Origin of the sequence: Nitrospira sp. CR1.1, from assembly GCA_014055465.1 — a bacterium.
Classification (GTDB): Bacteria; Nitrospirota; Nitrospiria; order Nitrospirales; family Nitrospiraceae; genus Nitrospira_A.
Genome location: WIAF01000011.1, coordinates 1 through 18,934 on the forward strand (window position 1 = coordinate 1; position 18,934 = coordinate 18,934).

The 18,934-nt window shown below is 58.5% G+C and carries 13 protein-coding genes and 1 pseudogene; 5 read left to right on the forward strand and 9 right to left on the reverse strand.

The window, feature by feature from the left end:
• Positions 1-56 precede the first annotated feature (56 nt).
• On the reverse strand, positions 57-1,871 hold the full coding sequence (locus GDA65_16495; GenBank protein ID MBA5864289.1) for a hypothetical protein: 1,815 nt from the start codon (positions 1,869-1,871) through the stop codon (positions 57-59).
• On the opposite strand from GDA65_16495, the gene GDA65_16500 reads away from it, so the two are divergent.
• The 5 genes and pseudogenes from GDA65_16500 to GDA65_16520 all read left to right on the forward strand — a co-directional run bounded on the left by GDA65_16500 (position 1,870) and on the right by GDA65_16520 (position 8,808).
• Entirely contained in the window at positions 1,870-4,218 is a 2,349-nt protein-coding gene (locus tag GDA65_16500; GenBank protein MBA5864290.1) for a hypothetical protein, read from the forward strand. The genes GDA65_16495 and GDA65_16500 overlap by 2 nt on opposite strands.
• A gap of 266 nt (positions 4,219-4,484) precedes the next feature.
• The gene (locus GDA65_16505; protein ID MBA5864291.1) at positions 4,485-5,585 is read left to right on the forward strand and encodes a DUF4172 domain-containing protein; all 1,101 of its coding nucleotides are present in this window, start codon (positions 4,485-4,487) and stop codon (positions 5,583-5,585) included.
• A gap of 752 nt (positions 5,586-6,337) precedes the next feature.
• Positions 6,338-7,399 (forward strand): DUF2157 domain-containing protein, encoded by a 1,062-nt coding sequence (locus GDA65_16510; protein ID MBA5864292.1) that lies wholly within the window; start codon positions 6,338-6,340, stop codon positions 7,397-7,399.
• A 143-nt stretch (positions 7,400-7,542) separates the two neighbouring features.
• Positions 7,543-8,225: pseudogene (locus GDA65_16515) on the forward strand (type 1 glutamine amidotransferase domain-containing protein).
• A gap of 148 nt (positions 8,226-8,373) precedes the next feature.
• Positions 8,374-8,808, forward strand: coding sequence for a hypothetical protein (locus GDA65_16520; protein MBA5864293.1), 435 nt, complete (start codon positions 8,374-8,376; stop codon positions 8,806-8,808).
• Positions 8,809-8,888: 80 nt separating this feature from the next.
• Here GDA65_16520 and GDA65_16525 read toward each other — a convergent pair whose 3' ends face one another.
• The 8 genes from GDA65_16525 to glnD all read right to left on the reverse strand — a co-directional run bounded on the left by GDA65_16525 (position 8,889) and on the right by glnD (position 18,933).
• The gene (locus GDA65_16525) at positions 8,889-10,058 is read right to left on the reverse strand and encodes a glycoside hydrolase (GenBank protein MBA5864294.1); all 1,170 of its coding nucleotides are present in this window, start codon (positions 10,056-10,058) and stop codon (positions 8,889-8,891) included.
• A gap of 369 nt (positions 10,059-10,427) precedes the next feature.
• On the reverse strand, positions 10,428-11,204 hold the full coding sequence (locus GDA65_16530) for a CBS domain-containing protein (protein MBA5864295.1): 777 nt from the start codon (positions 11,202-11,204) through the stop codon (positions 10,428-10,430).
• Between the two features lie 103 nt (positions 11,205-11,307).
• Positions 11,308-12,903, reverse strand: coding sequence for a ferredoxin--nitrite reductase (locus tag GDA65_16535; GenBank protein ID MBA5864296.1), 1,596 nt, complete (start codon positions 12,901-12,903; stop codon positions 11,308-11,310).
• Positions 12,900-13,097, reverse strand: a complete 198-nt coding sequence (locus tag GDA65_16540; protein ID MBA5864297.1) for a hypothetical protein — start codon at positions 13,095-13,097, stop codon at positions 12,900-12,902. Before GDA65_16540 ends, GDA65_16535 begins: the two co-directional genes overlap by 4 nt.
• A gap of 52 nt (positions 13,098-13,149) precedes the next feature.
• Positions 13,150-13,590, reverse strand: coding sequence for a cyanase (gene cynS, locus GDA65_16545; GenBank protein ID MBA5864298.1), 441 nt, complete (start codon positions 13,588-13,590; stop codon positions 13,150-13,152).
• A 53-nt stretch (positions 13,591-13,643) separates the two neighbouring features.
• Positions 13,644-14,474: a nitrite transporter NirC gene (locus GDA65_16550; GenBank protein MBA5864299.1), complete on the reverse strand. Its 831-nt coding sequence runs from the start codon at positions 14,472-14,474 to the stop codon at positions 13,644-13,646.
• Positions 14,475-14,789: 315 nt separating this feature from the next.
• Complete coding sequence (gene glnA, locus GDA65_16555) at positions 14,790-16,199, reverse strand: type I glutamate--ammonia ligase (protein MBA5864300.1); 1,410 nt, start codon at positions 16,197-16,199, stop codon at positions 14,790-14,792.
• Between the two features lie 49 nt (positions 16,200-16,248).
• The gene (gene glnD / locus GDA65_16560; protein MBA5864301.1) at positions 16,249-18,933 is read right to left on the reverse strand and encodes a [protein-PII] uridylyltransferase; all 2,685 of its coding nucleotides are present in this window, start codon (positions 18,931-18,933) and stop codon (positions 16,249-16,251) included.
• Between the last annotated feature and the right edge of the window lies 1 nt (position 18,934).

The window sequence follows — 18,934 nt, forward strand, 5'->3', positions numbered from 1 at the left end:
AAGAAAGAACCTGCCGGTGGCCATGCTGGTCACAACCACGGCATGGAAGGCATGTACTAAGGTTTCCGTTTCTTCTTCGCTGTCGAAGACCGGTCCGGCGGTGGCCCCGCCGGGCCGGTCTCTTTTTCGAGCCGAGACGGGTTGCGGCGGGAGTGGCCTTCCGCCGCAGCCACCACGGCGTTCAGAAGCGCAGACGTTTCCGGGTGATAGAACAGCGACCTGAACGTGTGGTGCACTACCGCCGTATGCCGCTGCCGATCCGCCAGGAACTGACTCATCGCCGTCTCCCGAGACTCCCCGTAGTATCCCATTCGAATCGCACAACGCTGCAGCTCTTCATGGCTGTCTGGCAACGCATGCGTCTGCAAATCGTGCATCATCTGCAACTTGTGTTCGACATCCCGCAAAAACCAATAGGCCTCAGTCAACCGCTGCTGATCGTCCTCGTTCACGAAGCGATATCGACAGAACCGGTGAAGAGCTCCCACGGTCTTACGGTCCAGGATGTCGGGCACAGCCTTGCCGATCAGCACTTGAATCGTCTGCACCAGGAATTCGATCTCCCGAATGCCCCCGGTCCCCAACTTCACATTTCGATGCTGGTGCCCTCGAATAGCAATCTTCTCGTCGATCATTTCTTTCACTGAACGCACCTCGCGAATCAACGCCAAGGCACGCTCCCGCGTCAAGGGCTGGGGATCGGGCTGAAACACGAATCCTTCCGCCATCTGCACGAACGCCTGCCCAACCGCACGTGAACCGGCGACCGGCCAGGCCTTCAATAAAGCCAGCCGCTCCCAGACCTGCCCGCGCTGCGCATAGTATTTCGCATAGGCCTCCACCGAGCGAGCCAGTTGCCCCACGGTGCCTTCCGCGCGGAGCCGAAGATCCACGCGAAACACCGCGCCTTCGCGAGTCTGTTCAGCCAGGGCTTTCGTCAACGCGCGAGCCAGCATCTCGAAATATTCTTCATTCGACAGGGGCTCGATGTCGGCCTGACGATGGCTTTTTCCCTTACGCGTTTCACCATCCGCCGACGCATACACATAAATCAGATCGACATCCGAGCTGTAATTCAGCTCATGCGCGCCCAATTTTCCCATGCCGATCACGACAAATTCGGTTTCCACCCACGTGCCGTCTGTTCGTTGATGCATTGGCGTCCCGTGCTGCGCCTTAAGGTCCTTGTCGACGATCTCATAGGCTCCATGAATCAACACCGACGCAAGATCGGACAGCGATCCCACCGTTTCTTCAACAGTGGCCAGGCGCAGAAGATCGCGCACGCCGATCCGCAACATTTCTCGACGCCGCACGCGCCGTAGCACGTCCAGCTTCAATTCAGTGGCCTTGAGCGAGCCGAGGCTTTGGCGCAACGCCGCGACCATCCCGTCCCTGGTCGGGGCGGTCGTCAACACATCTTCTTCTGCCAGCCAATAGACCAACATGGGATCGCGGATAAGGGCGAATGCGAGGGAATCGCTGTTTCCAAAAATCGTGCAGAGCAGCCCCAACATCCTGGGCGAGGCTTGCAGGTATTGCAGAAGGGATGAACGGGTTGCACTCCCGGTAAAGAGGCGTTCCCAATGATTCAACGCTTGGTCGGGATCGGCGGTGCGGGCCACCTCCGCTAACAGACGGGGGAGAATCGCGGCCAACAGGCGGCGCGTGTGAGGCTCCCCTGCCATGCTTTGAATATTCGCATCCGCCTCGGCCGGATTCGCGACTCCGTAAGGTCCCAGAATCCGTACGACCTGGTCCGGTTCAAGACCGGAGGCGACCAGCAAGGGAGTCGGATCGGGGAAAACCGGAGGGGCTCCGGTTCCCGGAGGCTCGGCGAGCGGATCATGCTGTGAATCACGTCGTGTCATGGCGCCGCATTATACTGACGCAATTCTTCCGGTACAACGAGAGCACCTTCGGGTATACTCCACAGCAATCATGCCGCATGCGAACGCCGACCGCGATCAGATCTTCGCCACCTTGGCTCCGCTCTGCCCGGGCATCGATGCCGACATCCTGCAAGACTTCACAACCAGGATGGACACCGATTATTTCGCGGCATTTCCTCCCAAACTCCTCGCCGAACATGTAACCCTGGCAGCACTCCTGACGCCGGACCATCCCTGCGAAATCCGATTCGCAAAACTCGACCGCAAACGGTGGACCATCACCATTGTCGCCTACGATTACTTTTCAGAATTCGCCACGATCTGCGGGCTGCTCTCGGCCTTCGGATTGAATATCGAGGAAGGCCGCATCTTTACCTCTGCCGAAAGCGAACCGGCGCGAGCCGGCCGCTTAAGCACGCCGTACGGCACACGCCCAAGGCCGCAGGGTCGCCCGGGACTCACGAGAAAAAAGATTGTGGACGTCTTCACCGTAAGCCCCACCGAAGAACAGCCGTTCACCGCCGCGGACCAGAAGCGGATGGCCGAGCAACTCTCACGCATGATCGTACTGCTGGACACGAACGAATTCGACGAGGCGCGGCAGCAGGTCAATCGCCAGCTGATCGAACACCTCGGCAAACGGCGCAGTTCCTTCAGCGGCCTGCTCCATACCGTCCACATCACCTTCGATAACAGCCAGTCTGCCACCGATACCATCATGGACATCCGGTCGGACGACACGCCGGCCTTTCTTTACGCCTTCGCCAATGCGCTGGCCATGCGCAATGTCTACATCAGCAAGGCCCAATTCTCGATCGAAGAAGGCAAACTGCACGACCGCTTCTACGTCCGCAATCGCTTCGGACAAAAGCTGCTCGATCCGACCGATCAGGAGCATCTCCGCCTCACTGCCGTCCTCATCAAACAGTTCACTCACGCCCTCACCTGGGCGCCTGATCCCGCCAAAGCGCTGGAATCCTTCGATCAGTTTCTCGACCTTGTGCTCGAGGGCTCACGCCACGCCGGAAAGAAACAGGCCTGGGACTTCGTTAACGACAAGAAGACATTCCCACTCCTGGCCCGCCTGCTCGGCGCCAGCGACTTTTTGTGGGAAGACTTCCTCCGGCGGCAACACGTCAATCTGTTGCCGCTGCTCAAGGACTATCGCGATGCGCCGCTGATCAAGCCCCAAGCCACGCTGCGTAAGGACTTGAACCGCGTCGTGGCGAAGGCCAAGACCGACGAAGCGCGCAAGGAGGCGCTCAACCGCTTCAAGGATCAGGAACTCTTCCGCATCGACATGAAGCATATCGTCGAGCCGGGGACGAGCCTTCCCGACTTCTCCCTGGCGATTTCGGAACTGGCCGAAGTCATCGTCGAACGCAGCCTGATCGACTGCCAAGCCAAACTCACCAAACGCTACGGCTCGCCTCGCCTCGTCAATAAGAAGCCCTGCCCCTTCGCCATCCTGGGCGCGGGAAAGTTCGGCGGCCGCGAACTCGGATATGCCTCCGACATCGAAGTGCTGTTCGTCTACGGCGGACCAGGACACACGACGGGGAAAGACGGCATCGAGAACAGCGAGTATTTCGAGCGGCTGGCGCAGGAATTGTTGCAATGGATCGAGGCCAAGCAGGAAGGCATCTTCCACATCGACGTCCGTCTCCGGCCACACGGCGGAAAAGGATCACTCTCGAATGCGTTCGATGAGGTTTGCAAATACTATAGCGTCGGCGGCCAGGCGGCTCCGTTCGAGAGGCAGGCGCTCATCAAGCTGCGCCATATCGCAGGAGACGCCGGGCTCGGCAAAAAGGTCGAGGCCCATCGCGACAGTTTTGTCTACAGTGGCGCCCCCTGGGACCTCCCAACCGCACTCGACCTACGCCGGCAACAAGTCAAGCAACTCGTCGAGCCCGGGCAGATCAACCTCAAACACAGCCACGGCGGCATCGTGACATTGGAATACGCGATTCAATACCTCCAGGTCATGCACGGCCACCGGCATCCGAGCCTACGCACACCGAACACGCTCCGCGCACTCGGAGCCTTGATGGACACGGGTCTCATCCCTCGCGCGACCGGTGACAACCTCCGCAAGTCCTACCTCTTCATCCGCATGCTGATCGATGGCCTGCGCATGGTGCGCGGCAACACCAAGGACCTCGTGCTTCCGCCGCCGGAGTCCGACGAATTCATCTTCCTCGCGCGCCGTGTCGGCTACCAGACCGACGATTGGCAAGCCGGGGCAAGACACCTCTTATCGGACATCGAAGAGCATATGAAACAAAATCAGGAGTTCTTCGAAAAGATGTTTGGGAAGGTGTGACGGAAGGGAAGAAGATGGAGGAGGACGGGTCTTCGCGGCTCCGGCGATGGCTCAAGCATGCAGGGCCTTGTGGTCCCTCGGCACTCAGGCCCGCTCCCGTGAAAGAAAAGGGCGAGCTTAGAAGGAACATTTAGATTTAGAGCGCCTTACCAATCGCTGTTCACTCCACACCCTAGAACCAGCCAAAGGATCGATGAGCCGATCAGGGAACGTATTCGGCTCACACTTAGCTCAATTTATGATCCGAATATCTGTATAATCGGCTCATGGCTTATAACTGGGAACAGCCTGACTGGCCCAACTTCCGCTACGACCTCTCTGGTATTCAAGATGCCCTTCTTCTACTCGCCGAAAGAACCGGTCATGCGAGTGGGCTCCTGCAGGGGCTGACCCCTGACGCGCAGGTCGAAGCCACCGTCATGATCATGGTGACCGAAGCGCTCAAGACCTCGGCGATTGAAGGCGAACTCCTCAGCCGCAAGGACGTCATGTCTTCGATCCGAAAGAACCTTGGTTTGGAGACAGGCTTCCCCAGCGGAGGCAAGCGCGCACAAGGCGCCGCCGCGCTGATGCTGGCTGTCCGGAATAGTGTTGATACGGCGCTGTCCGAAGACCTGCTCTTTACCTGGCATCGCACAGTGATGGCAGGGCACCGGCATGTGGCCACGGGACAATGGCGGACCGATGCGGAACCAATGCAAGTCGTGTCCGGGGCATACGGGCACGAGAAGGTGCATTTCGAAGCACCGCCTTCCTCTCGCGTCCCGGCGGAGATGCAGCGTTTCATCGGCTGGTTCAACGAGACGGCGCCCGATGGGGGGAAAGATCTTCCGAAGGCCGCGGTGCGCTCAGCCATCGCACACCTGTACTTCGAATCGATCCATCCTTTCGAGGACGGCAACGGCCGGATCGGCAGAGCTCTGTCCGAGAAGGCCCTTTCGCAGGGACTCGGCCGACCCGCCTTGCTGAGCCTTTCGAGCAGCATCGACGCCAAGCGCCGCGACTACTATGACGCACTGAAGGAAGCCCAACAGACAAATGAGATTACGCCGTGGGTGACCTGGTTCGTTCACATGACAGTCGAGGCGCAGGCCCAGGCCGAAGCGCAGATTGACTTCACCTTAAGAAAAGCAAGGCTGTTCGACCGGCATCGCGACCAGCTCAACGAGCGGCAGTTGCAGATCCTGCGCCGCATGCTGGAGGAAGGCCCGAGCGGCTTCGAAGGCGGCATGAGCGCCAAGAAATATATGTCGATCACCGGTGCCTCAAAAGCCACGGCAACACGCGACCTCCAGGAACTGACCACGAAGGGGATCTTCGAACCGATCGGTGGCGGTCGAAGTACGGGGTATAGGGTCAATCTCTAGAATTGAGAGTGCCCGCCGATCTCCCGCGTTCACAGCCCTTCCACCAAGACCAATGACATGTTGAATTGATGACAGTGGTCGGTCGATGTGGGCACCGGGAGATTCGACAGGTATCCTCCGCAGGGATGCGAACCGCGCAAGTCGCTCGCACTCCCTCCATTTTTCCTTGGGAGAGCAGGTAAGCGCGCTTGGGGTATGAAACGGTGTCAGCTACTGAACGCTTGTCGTGCGTGGAAACCCTGTCAAGAACGGTTTCATTGTGAGCGCGTGAGTGTTCGAGAAGAAACACCCGTCGGTCACACCCCTCGCGGTGTTGTCAGGATGCAGACCATGCTGACACGCGGTCTCGGTTTCCTTATCACCGCTCTCGTTTTGACTGCAAGCAGTGTCGCGGCAAGTGAGCCGGAACGAATCTCGACTCAGCGATTGCTGTCTCCCCAAGGAATCTCATACGAAAGCCATCTGGTGCCCCTGCAGAGCGGGGCAAGTGGCACTCACATGACCTCGCCGATCCAAGTTCGAGTACAGGCCACCGCGATCGAGGGTCTTATTTCAAACCGAACGCCGTGACATGAGCAATAGCCGAGGCTAGTAAATCGTCTCAGGAACAATCTACCCAATGGCGCTTTCCAGTAACTTCCCCTTCCATACCAACTGAACAGTCGTGCGTTTTCCCTTCTTGAATAGCCTCCCTCTCGATTCCTTCATATAATACCCTGTCCGCCGGAACTCCCCTCACCCAAGAGGTCACCATGAAGATTCCAAGCAAGCAAGCCGCAGTGGTCCGGGAAGCCCTCGCCGAATGGAAACGCGAAGGGTTGATCGCTGAGGCGCAGGCCGCCACGTTGGCCGCAACCATTGAAGTGCAATATTTCGATTGGCGTAGGCTGGCGAAGTACTCGTTTGGAATTGCGCTATTCTCGATCATTACCTCGATCAGCGCAGTTCTGTCCGATCGCGTGTTGGTAGCACTCCTCAAAGCTCTTTTTGAAACCCCTCCACTCACCCGCTGCGCCATGCTTACGGTCGGCGCGGGAGGTTTGTATCGATGGGGGCAGCTTCGACGTGCAGAGGCTCCGAACAAGATCTATCGCAACGAGGCCATCATGTTCCTAGGCGTCCTGGCGACAGCAGGCGCTGTGTCGCAACTGGGCCTCGCCTTGGATACGGGTTCCGGGCATTTCTCCCTGCTACTCCTGCTGTCATTTGTTGTGTATGCAGTGCTGGGGCTGCTTCTCCAATCGAACCTGATCTGGATCTTTGCGATGGCTTCCCTTGGAAGCTGGATGGGAACGGAAACGGGCTATATGTCGGGGTGGGGCGCCTATTACCTGGGCATGAACTATCCGCTGCGGTTCGTCTTGTTCGGAGCGCTGCTCACGGGGGCAGCACTAGCATTGGAGAACCATCCACTCGGCGCCCACTTTTATCGAAGTACGTTGGTGATGGGGTTGCTGTACTTATTCATCGCACTGTGGATCATGTCGATCTTCGGCAACTACGGCGACATGCACGCTTGGGAACGAGTCAGACAGATCGAATTGTTCCATTGGTCGATTCTCTTTGCTGCCGTCGCCGGCTGGGCAATCTATCACGGACTGCGTCACGACAACGGCACCACGAAAGGGTTCGGGCTGACGTTTCTGGGAATCAACCTGTACACGCGTTTCTTCGAACTCTTTTGGAACGGCCTGCACAAAGCGCTGTTTTTTGGCCTCCTGGGCGCGAGCTTTTGGTACATCGGCAATAGAGCCGAGACCGTATGGAACCTCGGTAAACACAAGCGTCCAACCTTGCCGACAGCGGCAAGATAGACCAGTAGCGCGCATCAATGGACGCAGGAACCGAAATTGTGCCAGGAATGGCCTGCGGACTCCCGGTCGTCTCGACGGCACTTGTGCAAAAGACTCATTTAGTGGGTTATTCCTACTTGATCCTGAAACAGAAAAGACTCCCCATGCCGAGGAAAATGCTCGTGGTCCTGACCACTACAGCAACATACCCCAACCTGAATCGCACGGCCGGCATCTGGCTTGGCGAGGCCGTGCACTTCGTCGAGAAGGTCGAATAGGCCGGATTGGCCGTGGACTACCTGACTCCGTCAGGCGGATATACCCCGATCGATCCCCACAGCCTCGCCATGGCGGAACCGATCGACTGGGACTGGTACCACAACCGCCAGTTCATGAACCGTCTCGGCGCAACGCTCAAGCCCAGCGACGTGAATCCCGATGACTATGCCGCCATCTATTTTATAGGCGGGCACGGCGTACTCTGGGATTTTCCCGACAATGCCGATTTTCAGCAGCTCAGCCGCAAGATCTACGAGAACGGCGGAATCGTCTCATCAGTCTGCCACGGCGCCGTCGGCTTGCTGAACATCACCCTGTCGGACGGGACGCTGCTGAATATAGGTAAACAGGTCACGGGATTCTCGGATGAGGAAGAACGTCTGGCCAACTCGATCAATACGTCCCGTTCATAACCGAGACGGAACTGAAGAAACGAGGCGCCGCCTACAGAAAGGCGGAGAAGCCCTGGGAAGCATTCGCCATCGCAGATCGTCGCGTGATCACAGGACAGAACCCTGCCTCCGGCGGCGCCGTGGCCGACCTGATTATCAAGGCCCTGAAGGGCTGATCGCAACCAGATTTCCCCATAGGCAGGTGTCGTCAGCGCTGCGCGATCACGAATTCCCCGCCATGCCCGGCAGTTCACTCTGTCAGTTCCCCGCGTCGAGATTCGGCCAAATCATGTTACAGTGGGAACTGCGGAGTGATTGGAGGGGATGATGCTACGACGACTATCTGTAGTCCTGCTCTGCTGTGCGGGTCTGACTGCATGCGGAGAAAGCGGTGACAGCACCGGTCCCGGCCTCAAGCCGGTGGGAGAATGGGCGAAGATCGGCGAGACGGACAACTACGTGTATTATGCTGACCACGCCAGCATCAAGAAAGCCGACGAGACCGTCGTGATGCTGGACCTGTTCGATTACAAGAGCCCACAGACAGAGGGTGGAGGCGCACCCGCTCTTTCCAAAGCCACACAACGCGAATACGACTGCCAGAACAAGAAAAGCCAGTCGCTCAAGTCGAGCTGGTTCTCAGGGCAAATGGGAGCGGGTACTGTCGTGCGCTCCGGCGGCACGTCGAACCAATGGTCTGCCGCCACGCAAGGCACTGCTACCGGCGGGCTTTTGAAAGCCGCCTGCGGGAGTTCGTAGCCCGACTAATCGATTGGGCCGTCCAAAGCGATCTCCACCAGCACCTCTGCACAGATGGCCTTGGCACTATCCGCCTGCCCCTACTCCACACAGGACGCGTAGGCCTTGGGGCAGGTCGGATTGAGCCCACGGGCCTGGCCATCCGCCGCAGGCAGCCCATTCATTAGTTCCAACACCTTGGGATAATAGTTCGGGGCGCGGGTCCAAAAAATATAATTTGCCCGTAACCGGTCCCGCGCGAAGGCGAACAGCTCAGCAATGGTCGGCACTCTCCCTCTTCCATCGTGTTGCGTATTCTCGTAGTTGGACTGCATCACCGACGGCGTCAGCGGCACGAGCCCGGACAGCGGCGCATACAAATGATAGACCCCCTTGGGTTTGTTCGGATGGTCGAAGTTCAATCCGGGATCGTCGATAAACACATCGGGCCCGCCCAATGCCGTGCCGATCGTCCTCATCTGGCCGACGAACGACGGCAAAATATCGCGCGGGTAGTTCACGAATTGGTAGGTCATCGTGTTTGGAAATGCCGCCCGCATCTCTCGCTGCACACTAAGGAGGTTGTCATAGAATCGCTCGACCTCTCGTCCGGACACCGGCACGAGCGGTTGCCCCATGGAGGATTCCGATAAGCCGATGCCCTCGAAATGCGCATGGCCGTTGAAGCGTTTTCCCAACTCACGGATGAGCGCCACCAATCGATCCTGCACCCCCGCATTCCAGAGTTTCAGATTATTGCCTCGCGGCACGGCTGTACCGAAATTGCTGAACGGGAAGGCGCCCCCCTCGTATTTCGCTGCCGCCATGTATGAGGGAACCGGCGCGACTTGAGGCTTGAAGGACTTAAGTTCCAGCAGCACAATCAGCCGCTTGTTCTGCGCCGTCAATTCCGCCAGCACCTGCTCAATCACCGTAACGTCATACCGGCCTTCTTCCGGCTCCAATTCCGGCCACTCATAACGAACCTGCAACCCGCGCAAGGCAGGTGTCGCTTTGAGTTCGCTATACACCTGCGCCATGATTTTCGGATTGGTCCTCATGAAATTCATCGGCGCATAATAATGGCCGGGGTGCCATTTGACTGCACTGAGATCCGACGAGCTTGCAGCGTCACTTGTTCCCAGCCATCCACCTGAAAACACTATGACACCAAGCATCAGGCTCCTGAGGCTCAGGGTGACACCGTACCTTCCAACGGCCGCTAGGAATTCGGATCGCTGCTTCTGCGCTTGCGGCTCACCTTCGTTCATCTTTCCTCATCCCTTCCCCCTCTCGCCGCCCACGACAGTGTCGCGGCAACCGTTCCACGCCCACATGGAGAGGATCATTCTGGCAGCATCGCTGCGACGCCGCTATACCAGATGGAACGGCTCTGAGGTAGTGGAAATGAGGATGGTCGTGTGACCTTCCTGTAGCGGGTGGAGATCAGACAACGGTTCGTGAGCCCGATACTAGACATGGATGATTGAATCGATGAGAGGAGATGAGAGGAGGCGTTGCAGGACATTCATGGTGGCCGCGACGGCGAGGCCAGAACCAACGCGGAGCCGACCATACCCTCGAGGGTATGGTCGGCCTCCGCGCGAGAAGAATAGACTGTAGAGACTCCACACGTACCGCTACAGCTCAAGCACCTTCTGATACGCTCTGAGCATATCGCCAACGGACAACACCCCGATGATCGTGCCGTCTTCCGTCACCGGCAGGTGTCGGATGCCCTCTTTCTTCATCAATCTAAGCGCTTCCATCAACGGCTCATTGTCCTCAATGGTGACCACGGATTTGCTCATGCACGTGAGGACGGTGGTTGCGTTCGGATCGAGTCCCTTGGCGACCGCTTTCCGGCTGAGATCCGTATCCGTGATGATGCCGATATACCGCGATCCGTCGTCGACCAGCAGAGAACCGATCCGCCACTTCTGCAACAGACGGCCGGCCTCCTTGATCGACGAACTCTTGTGCACACTCCGGACTTCGGCCGACATGAACTCAGCCACCGTGTGACCATCGATCCGCTCACCGAGGGTCCGCCGCCAATCCCGACCTGCTCTGGTAGCCTTTCTCAACTCCAGCTGGGCCAGACAACTTTCCAACACCTGCTTCCGTTGATGAAGGCTTTCGCGTTCCACGTTGTGCGTGCCGGCCTCCTGCGCTTCCTCCGGCAGGATCGCGGCCTCACCCAGCTTGGCATACTGATAGGCTTCGAGTTCCTCGGACGATCCGCCGAAGGTTTCACTCAGCACTTCCTCGGTCTGCTCATCGAATCCGTCCAACGACGCGGTAGCCTTCCGTCGCGATAAGAACGGCTGGATCGCCACCAACGTCGCTTGAATCCGCTCTATGTGCCGGCTGAGAAGGTCCGCCGGTTCCTGACTCGACTTCACTCTCTTGGCCATACTGCCTCCTTGTTGAGGGCAAGAGAATAACGCAACTGTCGCGGCGGCTCAAGCCTTCGTGCTTAGCCGGATGCTGAAAAATCCGTCAGCGTGGAAGAACGCTCTAAGCAGGAATCGGTTGGGGCGTGAGCCCCGTCGTCTCGTTGCCGGATGCCGTCGCCTTCGAGCCCCCCGCGCCTTTTGGCGCGGCCTTCCCGCGCACACGATGCATTTTTTCTCGCGTGTGATAGGGCATGACCATTTCCAACACTGCTGGAAGCCGGTCACAGGGCACATCCTCCATGATTTTGATGGCGAGCTTGGGATCGGGGCCCGAGCGCCCGCTCACAAACACATCCACGGCATCGACGACCTTTCCGCCCACCTTCGCCTTCTTGCCCAAAAGCCCGATATCCGCCACGAGATGGTTTCCGCACCCGGCCGGACAACCGGACCAGTGCAGCGTGATCGGCTTGAGGGTATCGCCCAGCTTCCGCTCCAGCACTCGCGCCGTTTCAACGGCCCGGCTTTTGGTTTCAATGACAGCCAGATTGCAGTAGTCGCTTCCCACACAACTGACCAGTCCCTTGTAGAGCGCGGATGGGTTGTAGGCGAATTGCTTCACCAGCGGCTCTTCCGCCAATTCTCCCACCAATCGATCGCTGATATGAGGGATCACAAAGGCCTGCGCCGGCGAGAGACGGACCTCTCCGTTCCCGTACCGAAGCGCCAGCGCGGCGATGTTCCGGAGATCAGCCGCCTTCACCCGCCCGACCAACACCTTCAGCCCTACATAGTTCATCCCCCGTTGTTTTTGACGGAAGATGCCGATATGGTCGCGCTCCGCCGCGCCCCTCGCATCCACCCCTGCCGTGGGCAGGGTTCTCCCGACCAGCCGTTCGACTTCGTGCCGCAACCGGGCTTCGCCCCAGGCCTCCACGAGAAAGGCGAGGCGCGCTTGGGTGCGATTCTCACGCGGTCCATGATCGCGGTAGAGATGCAGCAGCGTCCGGCAGACCTCGAAGGCCTCCGCCGGATTCACGAACATATCCAGCGAACTTGCAATCCGATACCCGCCGGATCCCAGTTTCCCCCCGACGAACACATTGTACCCGTAACACTTGTCATGCCCCAGGTCGTGATAGGCCGGGACCAGCGCGATGTCTTGCGTCTCCGTGTGGAGGCAATTATCCGGACAACCGGTGACCGCAATATTGCACTTGCGCGGCAGATTCGTATAGGCAGGATTACCCAGCACTTCACGATTGATCGCGCGCACAATGTCCGTTGCATCAAGCAACTCGCTGGGATTCAAGCCGGCCACGGGACACGTCATGATGTTCCGTACCGTGTCCATACCGGTTTGCATAGACGTGAGTCCGACCTCTTCCAGCTTGGCAAATACCACCGGCACATGGGCGATCGTCAGATGGCGCAGTTGCACTTGTTGACGCGTGGTGACATCGATGACGCCATTGCCGTAAGCGAGGGCGATGTCCGCCAGCGCTTGGAGTTGAACCGACGTGGTTTGGCCGCCCGGCATCCGCACCCGCAACATGAAAAAACCCGGCGTGGGATTCCGCAAATACAGCCCGTACCATTTCAGGCGTTGAATATCGTCTTCCGGAATAGCCTCCCATCCGGCTTCCGCATAGTATGCGATCATGTCGCGCACCGTTAACCCATCCCGCTCGGACTTGATCGCCTCAATCTTGTTCATATCGTACTCCCCAATGCGACAGAATAGTCCAGGCCGGATTTTCTCAGCACCACTGCGCCCTCGCGACTCAATCGATCGACTACCAGCAAAACCTGTGAGGCGCTGAGACCGGAAAGAGCCATCAATTCCTGGAATGATTGAGGCGCCTGCCGCTCGAGAAGCGTCAGCACTGCGGTTGCGTCATTCGTCTCCATGATGTCCTCCCTCCTGCGCATGCCGTCTCAGCGGCATCACGCGGTTCGTCAATTAGAACGTTTTGTATTCGAGCCACTTGCCGTTCAGAGTGATCTTGCAGCGGGCTTCCCCCTGACTGCCGGTGACCTTTTCCATATCCAGCGTAAAATCGATGGCGCTCATGATCCCGTCGCCGAACATTTCATTGGCCATCTCCCGCAGTGAATCACCATAGACACCGATCACCTCCATCAGGCGATATTTAAACGGATCCGTCAGATTCGGAAAATCTGCGCGTATCGGAAACGCGCTCAAGGCAGCCACTTGTTCGGTATTCAAACCCAACAAGACTCCGACCTTCGCCGCCTCCGCAGGCGCCAGCCGGTGATTGCCGTTTAAGGCAGCCGCCACAAACGTCGGATTCTTCCCGACCTTTTTGGCCACCTGGGCAATCGTTACCTTCTTCTTCAACCGCTGCGCCTTGATCGCCTTCCGCATCGCGTCCTTCTCCATCGTGTCCTCCTGTGATTGATCCGCCTGCACTGATGCACGCTCGCCACTCCGCCTTACGACCCGACCACCGCCGATGTGGCCGGCCGGGGGACCGATGCCACCGGAGCTTCGGCCACGCGGTAGGGACTCACCATCCAATAGAGCCCCCCGACAAATAACCCGCCGCCCACGAGGTTCCCCAGCACAACAAACAATTGGTTGTACCAAAACGCCCCCCAAGTCACCGCTGCGTCATGCGGCAGAAACAGCGCCATGCCTAACAGCGATTGATTGGCGATGCTATGCTCGAACCCGGTACCGATGAAGGCAAACAGGCACCAGAAAATCAGGAGAATCTTCGCCGTATCGTTGTTCGTCCGCCCTGTCATCCAAACCGCCAGACAGATCAGCCAATTGCAGAGAATGCCCCGCACGAACAGCTCCCAGGCAGGTAGCGACATTTTGACTGAGGCCACTTTCTCGATGAGTTCCGTCGTCGGCCCTTTGGCAAAGACGCCAGATTGGACGATAAGCCACGCCAACCCCAACGAACCCGCCAGATTGCCGAGCCAGGACCAGGCATTGAGCTGAATGACTTGCGTCCAGGTGAGACTTTTTGTCAGACCTCCGATCGTGCCGATGAGGTTGTTGCCAGTGAACAGCTCAGACCCGGCAAAAATCACCAGCGTCAACGCGATACCGAAGGACACGCCCATGACGAGTTTCACCACCGGAGAGCCAGCCGCCGCCAACGGCCCTCCGAGACTGAAGATCAACGCAATTCCAAACCCGAGATAGATCCCGGCTAGAGCCGACAGGATAAAATACCCGCCCGGCGCTTGTTCTAAAAACGCCCACTTCTTGGCTGCCACCCCCGCGATTCGCTCGTGATCCGCTATATGCATCTGACTCTCCTTTCGGTGGTCATGATGTCCGCACAGCTCAAAAAAAACGTCCTCATCCCGTACTCGGGAAGAGGACGTCGTTGTCCTGCTCGGCGAGGTTGAGACGACCTCGCCCGGTGCTCTGTGCCGACTTCAGCGTCAGCAGGAATTAAAAAAGGCGTCCGCCACTCTTGAAAGAATGACGGACGCCTTTGTCCGTATACCGTATGTGGTGCAGGTTCGATGTCGGGCGTCGTTGCCCACTCTCACCCGCGCAGTGCATGTATACCACCACCTCCAGGATTCGTCAAGTTCCCTCGACGGGGAGGCTGCAGGCTACACGTCGTAATACAGGAAAAATTCGTACGGATGCGGCCGCAACCGCATCGTATCAACTTCCTTGGTCCGCTTATATCCGATCCACGACTCGATGAGATCCTCGCTGAACACCCCGCCCTTGAGGAGGAACTGATGGTCCTTCTCCAGGTGGTTGAGCGCCTCGTCCAGGCTGCCCGGCATGGTACGGATCTTGGCGGCTTCCTTGGCTTCGAGATCGTACAGGTCCTTTTCTGCCGGCTCTCCAGGATTGATCTTGTTCTCGATCCCGTCGAGGCCGGCCATCAACATCGCGGAAAACGCCAGATAAGGATTGGCCGCCGGATCCGGGAAGCGCACTTCGATCCGCTTCGCCTTCGGGCTCGGGGAGTACATGGGGATGCGGATACCGGCCGACCGGTTCCGGCTCGAATAGGCCAACAAGACCGGCGCTTCAAAACCCGGCGTCAACCGCTTATAGGAGTTGGTTGACGGATTGGTGAAGGCGGCCAGCGCGGGCGCATGCTTCAAAATTCCACCGATGTAGTGCAGACACATCTGAGAGACCCCGGCATACTCCTTCCCGGCAAACAGCGGCTTGCCGTCCTTCCAGATGCTCTGGTGGGTGTGCATGCCCGATCCGTTGTCGCCGAAAATCGGCTTCGGCATGAAAGTCACCGTCTTCCCGTGCCGACGCGCGACGTTCTTAACGATGTACTTAAACATCATCATTTTGTCCGCCGTCCGTAACAGGCTGTCGAAGCGAATGTCGATTTCCGCCTGGCCAGCCGTCGCCACTTCGTGGTGATGCTTCTCCGTTGCAATGCCGGCCTTTTCCATTTCCAAGATCATTTCCGTGCGGATGTCCTGCTGCGTATCCGTCGGCGGGACAGGAAAATAGCCTTCCTTGTGGCGGATCTTGCCGCCCAGGTTGACGCCGTCCTGGCCCATGTTCCAGACGCCCTCGTCGGAATCGATGTAGTAGTAGGCGCTGTGATTCGTCTGGTCGTAGCGGGCATGGTCGAAAATGAAGAACTCGGCTTCCGGCCCCCAGTAGGAGGTGTCGCCGATCTTGGTGCTCTGGAGATACTTTTCCGCCTTCTGGGCGATGAACCGCGGATCGCGGTCATACATTTCACGCGTGATCGGATCGACTACATTCCCGATCAGGCTCAATGTGGGCACGGAGCAAAAGGGATCCATGCAGGCGGTTGTCGGGTCCGGCACGAGCAGCATGTCGCTGTTGTTGATCGCTCTCCAACCACGAATCGACGAACCATCGAGCCCGGAGCCATCCTTGAACAGGCCCTCGGTCAGCTCACTGACAGGAATCGTAAAATGCTGCCAGGTGCCGATCAGGTCCACGAACTTCATGTCCACGACCTGGACCTTATTCTTCTTTGCAAAATCTAACACCTCACGAACGTTCATCCCCTCCTCCTTTCAACCGCCGATAAAAGAACTCCCCGCACCTTGTTGTTTACGCCGCATGAGCTCCGAGAAACAGCTCAATCTCATTAAGGATCGACGCCCGGATGGTTTCCAGACGGCCGGCCTCTTCCACCTTTTTCCCCTCCATACCCGTCACGTAAAACACGTCGGCCACCTGATCGAGCCGGGTGGAAATCCGGGACGCATGCACCGACAAGCCCAATTGAAAAATGGCGTTCGTGATAATGTACAACAATCCCTGCCGATCATCCGCAAAAACATCAAGAATCGTAAACCGGTCGGAGGTCTCGTTGTCGATCCGCACTTCCGCCGGCTGCCGGTGCACGGGTAACGAGCGCCCCAGGCTCAGCCTGGCCCCGCGCTGCATCACCGCCTCGATGGCCTGCCGGCCGGTCAACACCTCCGTGATCGTCGCCGCGATCGACTCGCGCCGCTCCATGGGAGGCTCGCCCTGATAGTCCGGGTCGGCGACCTGGAAGGTATCGACAACCACGCCATCTTTTCTGGTCACGATCTGCGCGTCCAGAATCTGCAACCCGCCTCCCGCCATCACCCCGGCAATCTTGGAAAACAATCCGGGGATCACATCATTATGCGCAATCACGGCATATTCACATGTGCCTAAGGGTGCGTTAAATTCCGTCTCCACCACTACCCCGCCATCCTGCAAACGGCGGATGGCGCCCAGGTGAACGGCAATGCGACGCGGACTCGTGCCGTAGGCATACCGCAGTGGGAACTGTTCGAGTTCCGAGCTGATCCAGGCCTTGTCACGTGACAGATCCTGAACCCCATGGGACTGTGCCACCACGTCGTCAGCGATCCGTGCCAGCCGCTGCGGCTCATCGGCCGTCTCGCGCTCGCCGGAGACTTCCTGCATGGCTCGCAGATACAGTTCGACCAAGAGAGACTCTTTCCATTTCGTCAGCACATCCGGGCCGACGGCGGCGATGTCCGCGGCGGTCAGAGCTAGCAATTTGCGCAAGACTTCCGGCGTGCCGACTTCACGCGCGAAGGGCAACAACACTTTTTCATCATAGGGGTCGCGTCGAAAAGCCGTGTGCGCCATCAACAAATGCCGATGGACCAGCATGACCAACGTGCGCGACTCCCGCTCATCGAACCCCAGGCGCACCGCGGTTTCTTCTGCCAACCGCTTCCCGACTTCACTATGGTCTTCTTCGTGGCCCTTGCCCAGATCGTGAAGGAGCAGGGCCAGATGGAGCAGATCTTTCCGCTTAATCTCCCGATACACCTCTCCGAGCACACCGGCATGATCGGCAAGAGCTTCGGCCTTCGCCACGGCCAACAGGCTATGCTCATCAACCGTGTACTTGTGATATTGATTGAATTGCATCAGTCCGCGCACACGCGAGAAGGCCGGCACGAGTTTCTCCAACAAATGCGCGCGGTGCATAGCCTCCAACGCCCGCGCCGTCCCGGGGCCCGCCAGAATCGATAAAAAGGTACGGCCCGTTTCCGGCGTGTGGAATTGCTCGACGGACAACGTCTCGGCATGCCGGTGAATATCTTCCAGGAGAGCCGGATCGATGCTCAACTTGCGCGATCGGGCCAGATTAAACAGGGTCAGGAGCAAGGACGGCTGCGCCAGCACCTGGGAACGCAGTTCCACCGGTACGGTCAACGCTTCGCCATCGACGGCGAAATACTGCTCGATTCGAGGAGACGGCAGCCATCGTACGAGTTGCTGCCACAGCGAGCGGCGGCGACAGCGCTCGACAAATCGCATCAAGGCCGCATGCAGCCCCATGGTATGCCGGTAATATTGCTGCATGAACTGCTCAACCGCGAGCAAATGCGGCTGATCGGCAAAGCCCCAGTGTTTGGCCAACCAGACCTGCTCATCAAACGTCAGAATTTCCTGGGCCATGCCGGCGCGAATATGCAGAAATGAACGGACCCGCAGCAAAAACTCACGCGCTTCTTTGATCGCGCGATAATCCGCTTGAGACAGAATGCCCCGGTCGGACAATTCCCGGATGGTGGGCGCCTGAAATCGCGCAGATCCAATCCATTGCAGGAGGTGCAGGTCGCGCAAGCCGCCTTTGCTTTTCTTGACGTTCGGCTCCAGCAGGTACACCGTCTCGCCGAACTTCTGGTACTCACGCTGCCGTTCGGCCACCTTCTGCTCGAGATACCCATCGAAGCCGCTCGACACGACTTTGCGGACATACCGCGCATGAAACTGCTGAAACAGCTCGGGGCTTCCCGCAAGAAACCGGGCCTCCATCATGGACGTACGGACCGTCAGATCGGCCAAGCCTAAATCAAGGCAGTCCTGAATGGTTCGCACGCTATGACCGACCTGAAATCCGATATCCCAGAGCGGATGCAGCACCTGCTTCACCAGTTCAGGAATCACCTTGGCTGCATCCTGGTGAAAGAGGAACATCAGATCGATATCGGAGTGCGGCGCCAATTCCCGCCGCCCGTAGCCCCCGATGGCCACAAGGCAGCAATGCTGAAACCCTGCGGTCGTCAGCGCCTCGCCGCCGGTCCGTGCCGCGGTCCGGTACCGGCCAACGATCACGCCATCGACCAGATCCGTCGTGGCTGCGACCACTTCATCGCCGGACGCCCCGGCCAACAACCGCTGCTGAATCGCCTGGCGTTGGTCAGCCAGCAGTTGGGCCACCGCCATGGAAGCCGCGTCGTGCACCATATGGGAATCCGCGTCCAACGCCTGCGACATA

Bases quoted from the DNA above. Each gene is read 5' to 3' on its own strand.
- GDA65_16500 (MBA5864290.1), top strand. From the start codon at position 1,870: ATGGCGCCGCATTATACTGACGCAATTCTTCCGGTACAACGAGAGCAC.
- GDA65_16495 (MBA5864289.1), bottom strand. From the start codon at position 1,871: ATGACACGACGTGATTCACAGCATGATCCGCTCGCCGAGCCTCCGGGA.
- GDA65_16505 (MBA5864291.1), top strand. From the start codon at position 4,485: ATGGCTTATAACTGGGAACAGCCTGACTGGCCCAACTTCCGCTACGAC.
- GDA65_16510 (MBA5864292.1), top strand. From the start codon at position 6,338: ATGAAGATTCCAAGCAAGCAAGCCGCAGTGGTCCGGGAAGCCCTCGCC.
- GDA65_16520 (MBA5864293.1), top strand. From the start codon at position 8,374: ATGATGCTACGACGACTATCTGTAGTCCTGCTCTGCTGTGCGGGTCTG.
- GDA65_16525 (MBA5864294.1), bottom strand. From the start codon at position 10,058: ATGAACGAAGGTGAGCCGCAAGCGCAGAAGCAGCGATCCGAATTCCTA.
- GDA65_16530 (MBA5864295.1), bottom strand. From the start codon at position 11,204: ATGGCCAAGAGAGTGAAGTCGAGTCAGGAACCGGCGGACCTTCTCAGC.
- GDA65_16535 (MBA5864296.1), bottom strand. From the start codon at position 12,903: ATGAACAAGATTGAGGCGATCAAGTCCGAGCGGGATGGGTTAACGGTG.
- GDA65_16540 (MBA5864297.1), bottom strand. From the start codon at position 13,097: ATGGAGACGAATGACGCAACCGCAGTGCTGACGCTTCTCGAGCGGCAG.
- cynS (MBA5864298.1), bottom strand. From the start codon at position 13,590: ATGGAGAAGGACGCGATGCGGAAGGCGATCAAGGCGCAGCGGTTGAAG.
- GDA65_16550 (MBA5864299.1), bottom strand. From the start codon at position 14,474: ATGCATATAGCGGATCACGAGCGAATCGCGGGGGTGGCAGCCAAGAAG.
- glnA (MBA5864300.1), bottom strand. From the start codon at position 16,199: ATGAACGTTCGTGAGGTGTTAGATTTTGCAAAGAAGAATAAGGTCCAG.
- glnD (MBA5864301.1), bottom strand. From the start codon at position 18,933: ATGTCGCAGGCGTTGGACGCGGATTCCCATATGGTGCACGACGCGGCT.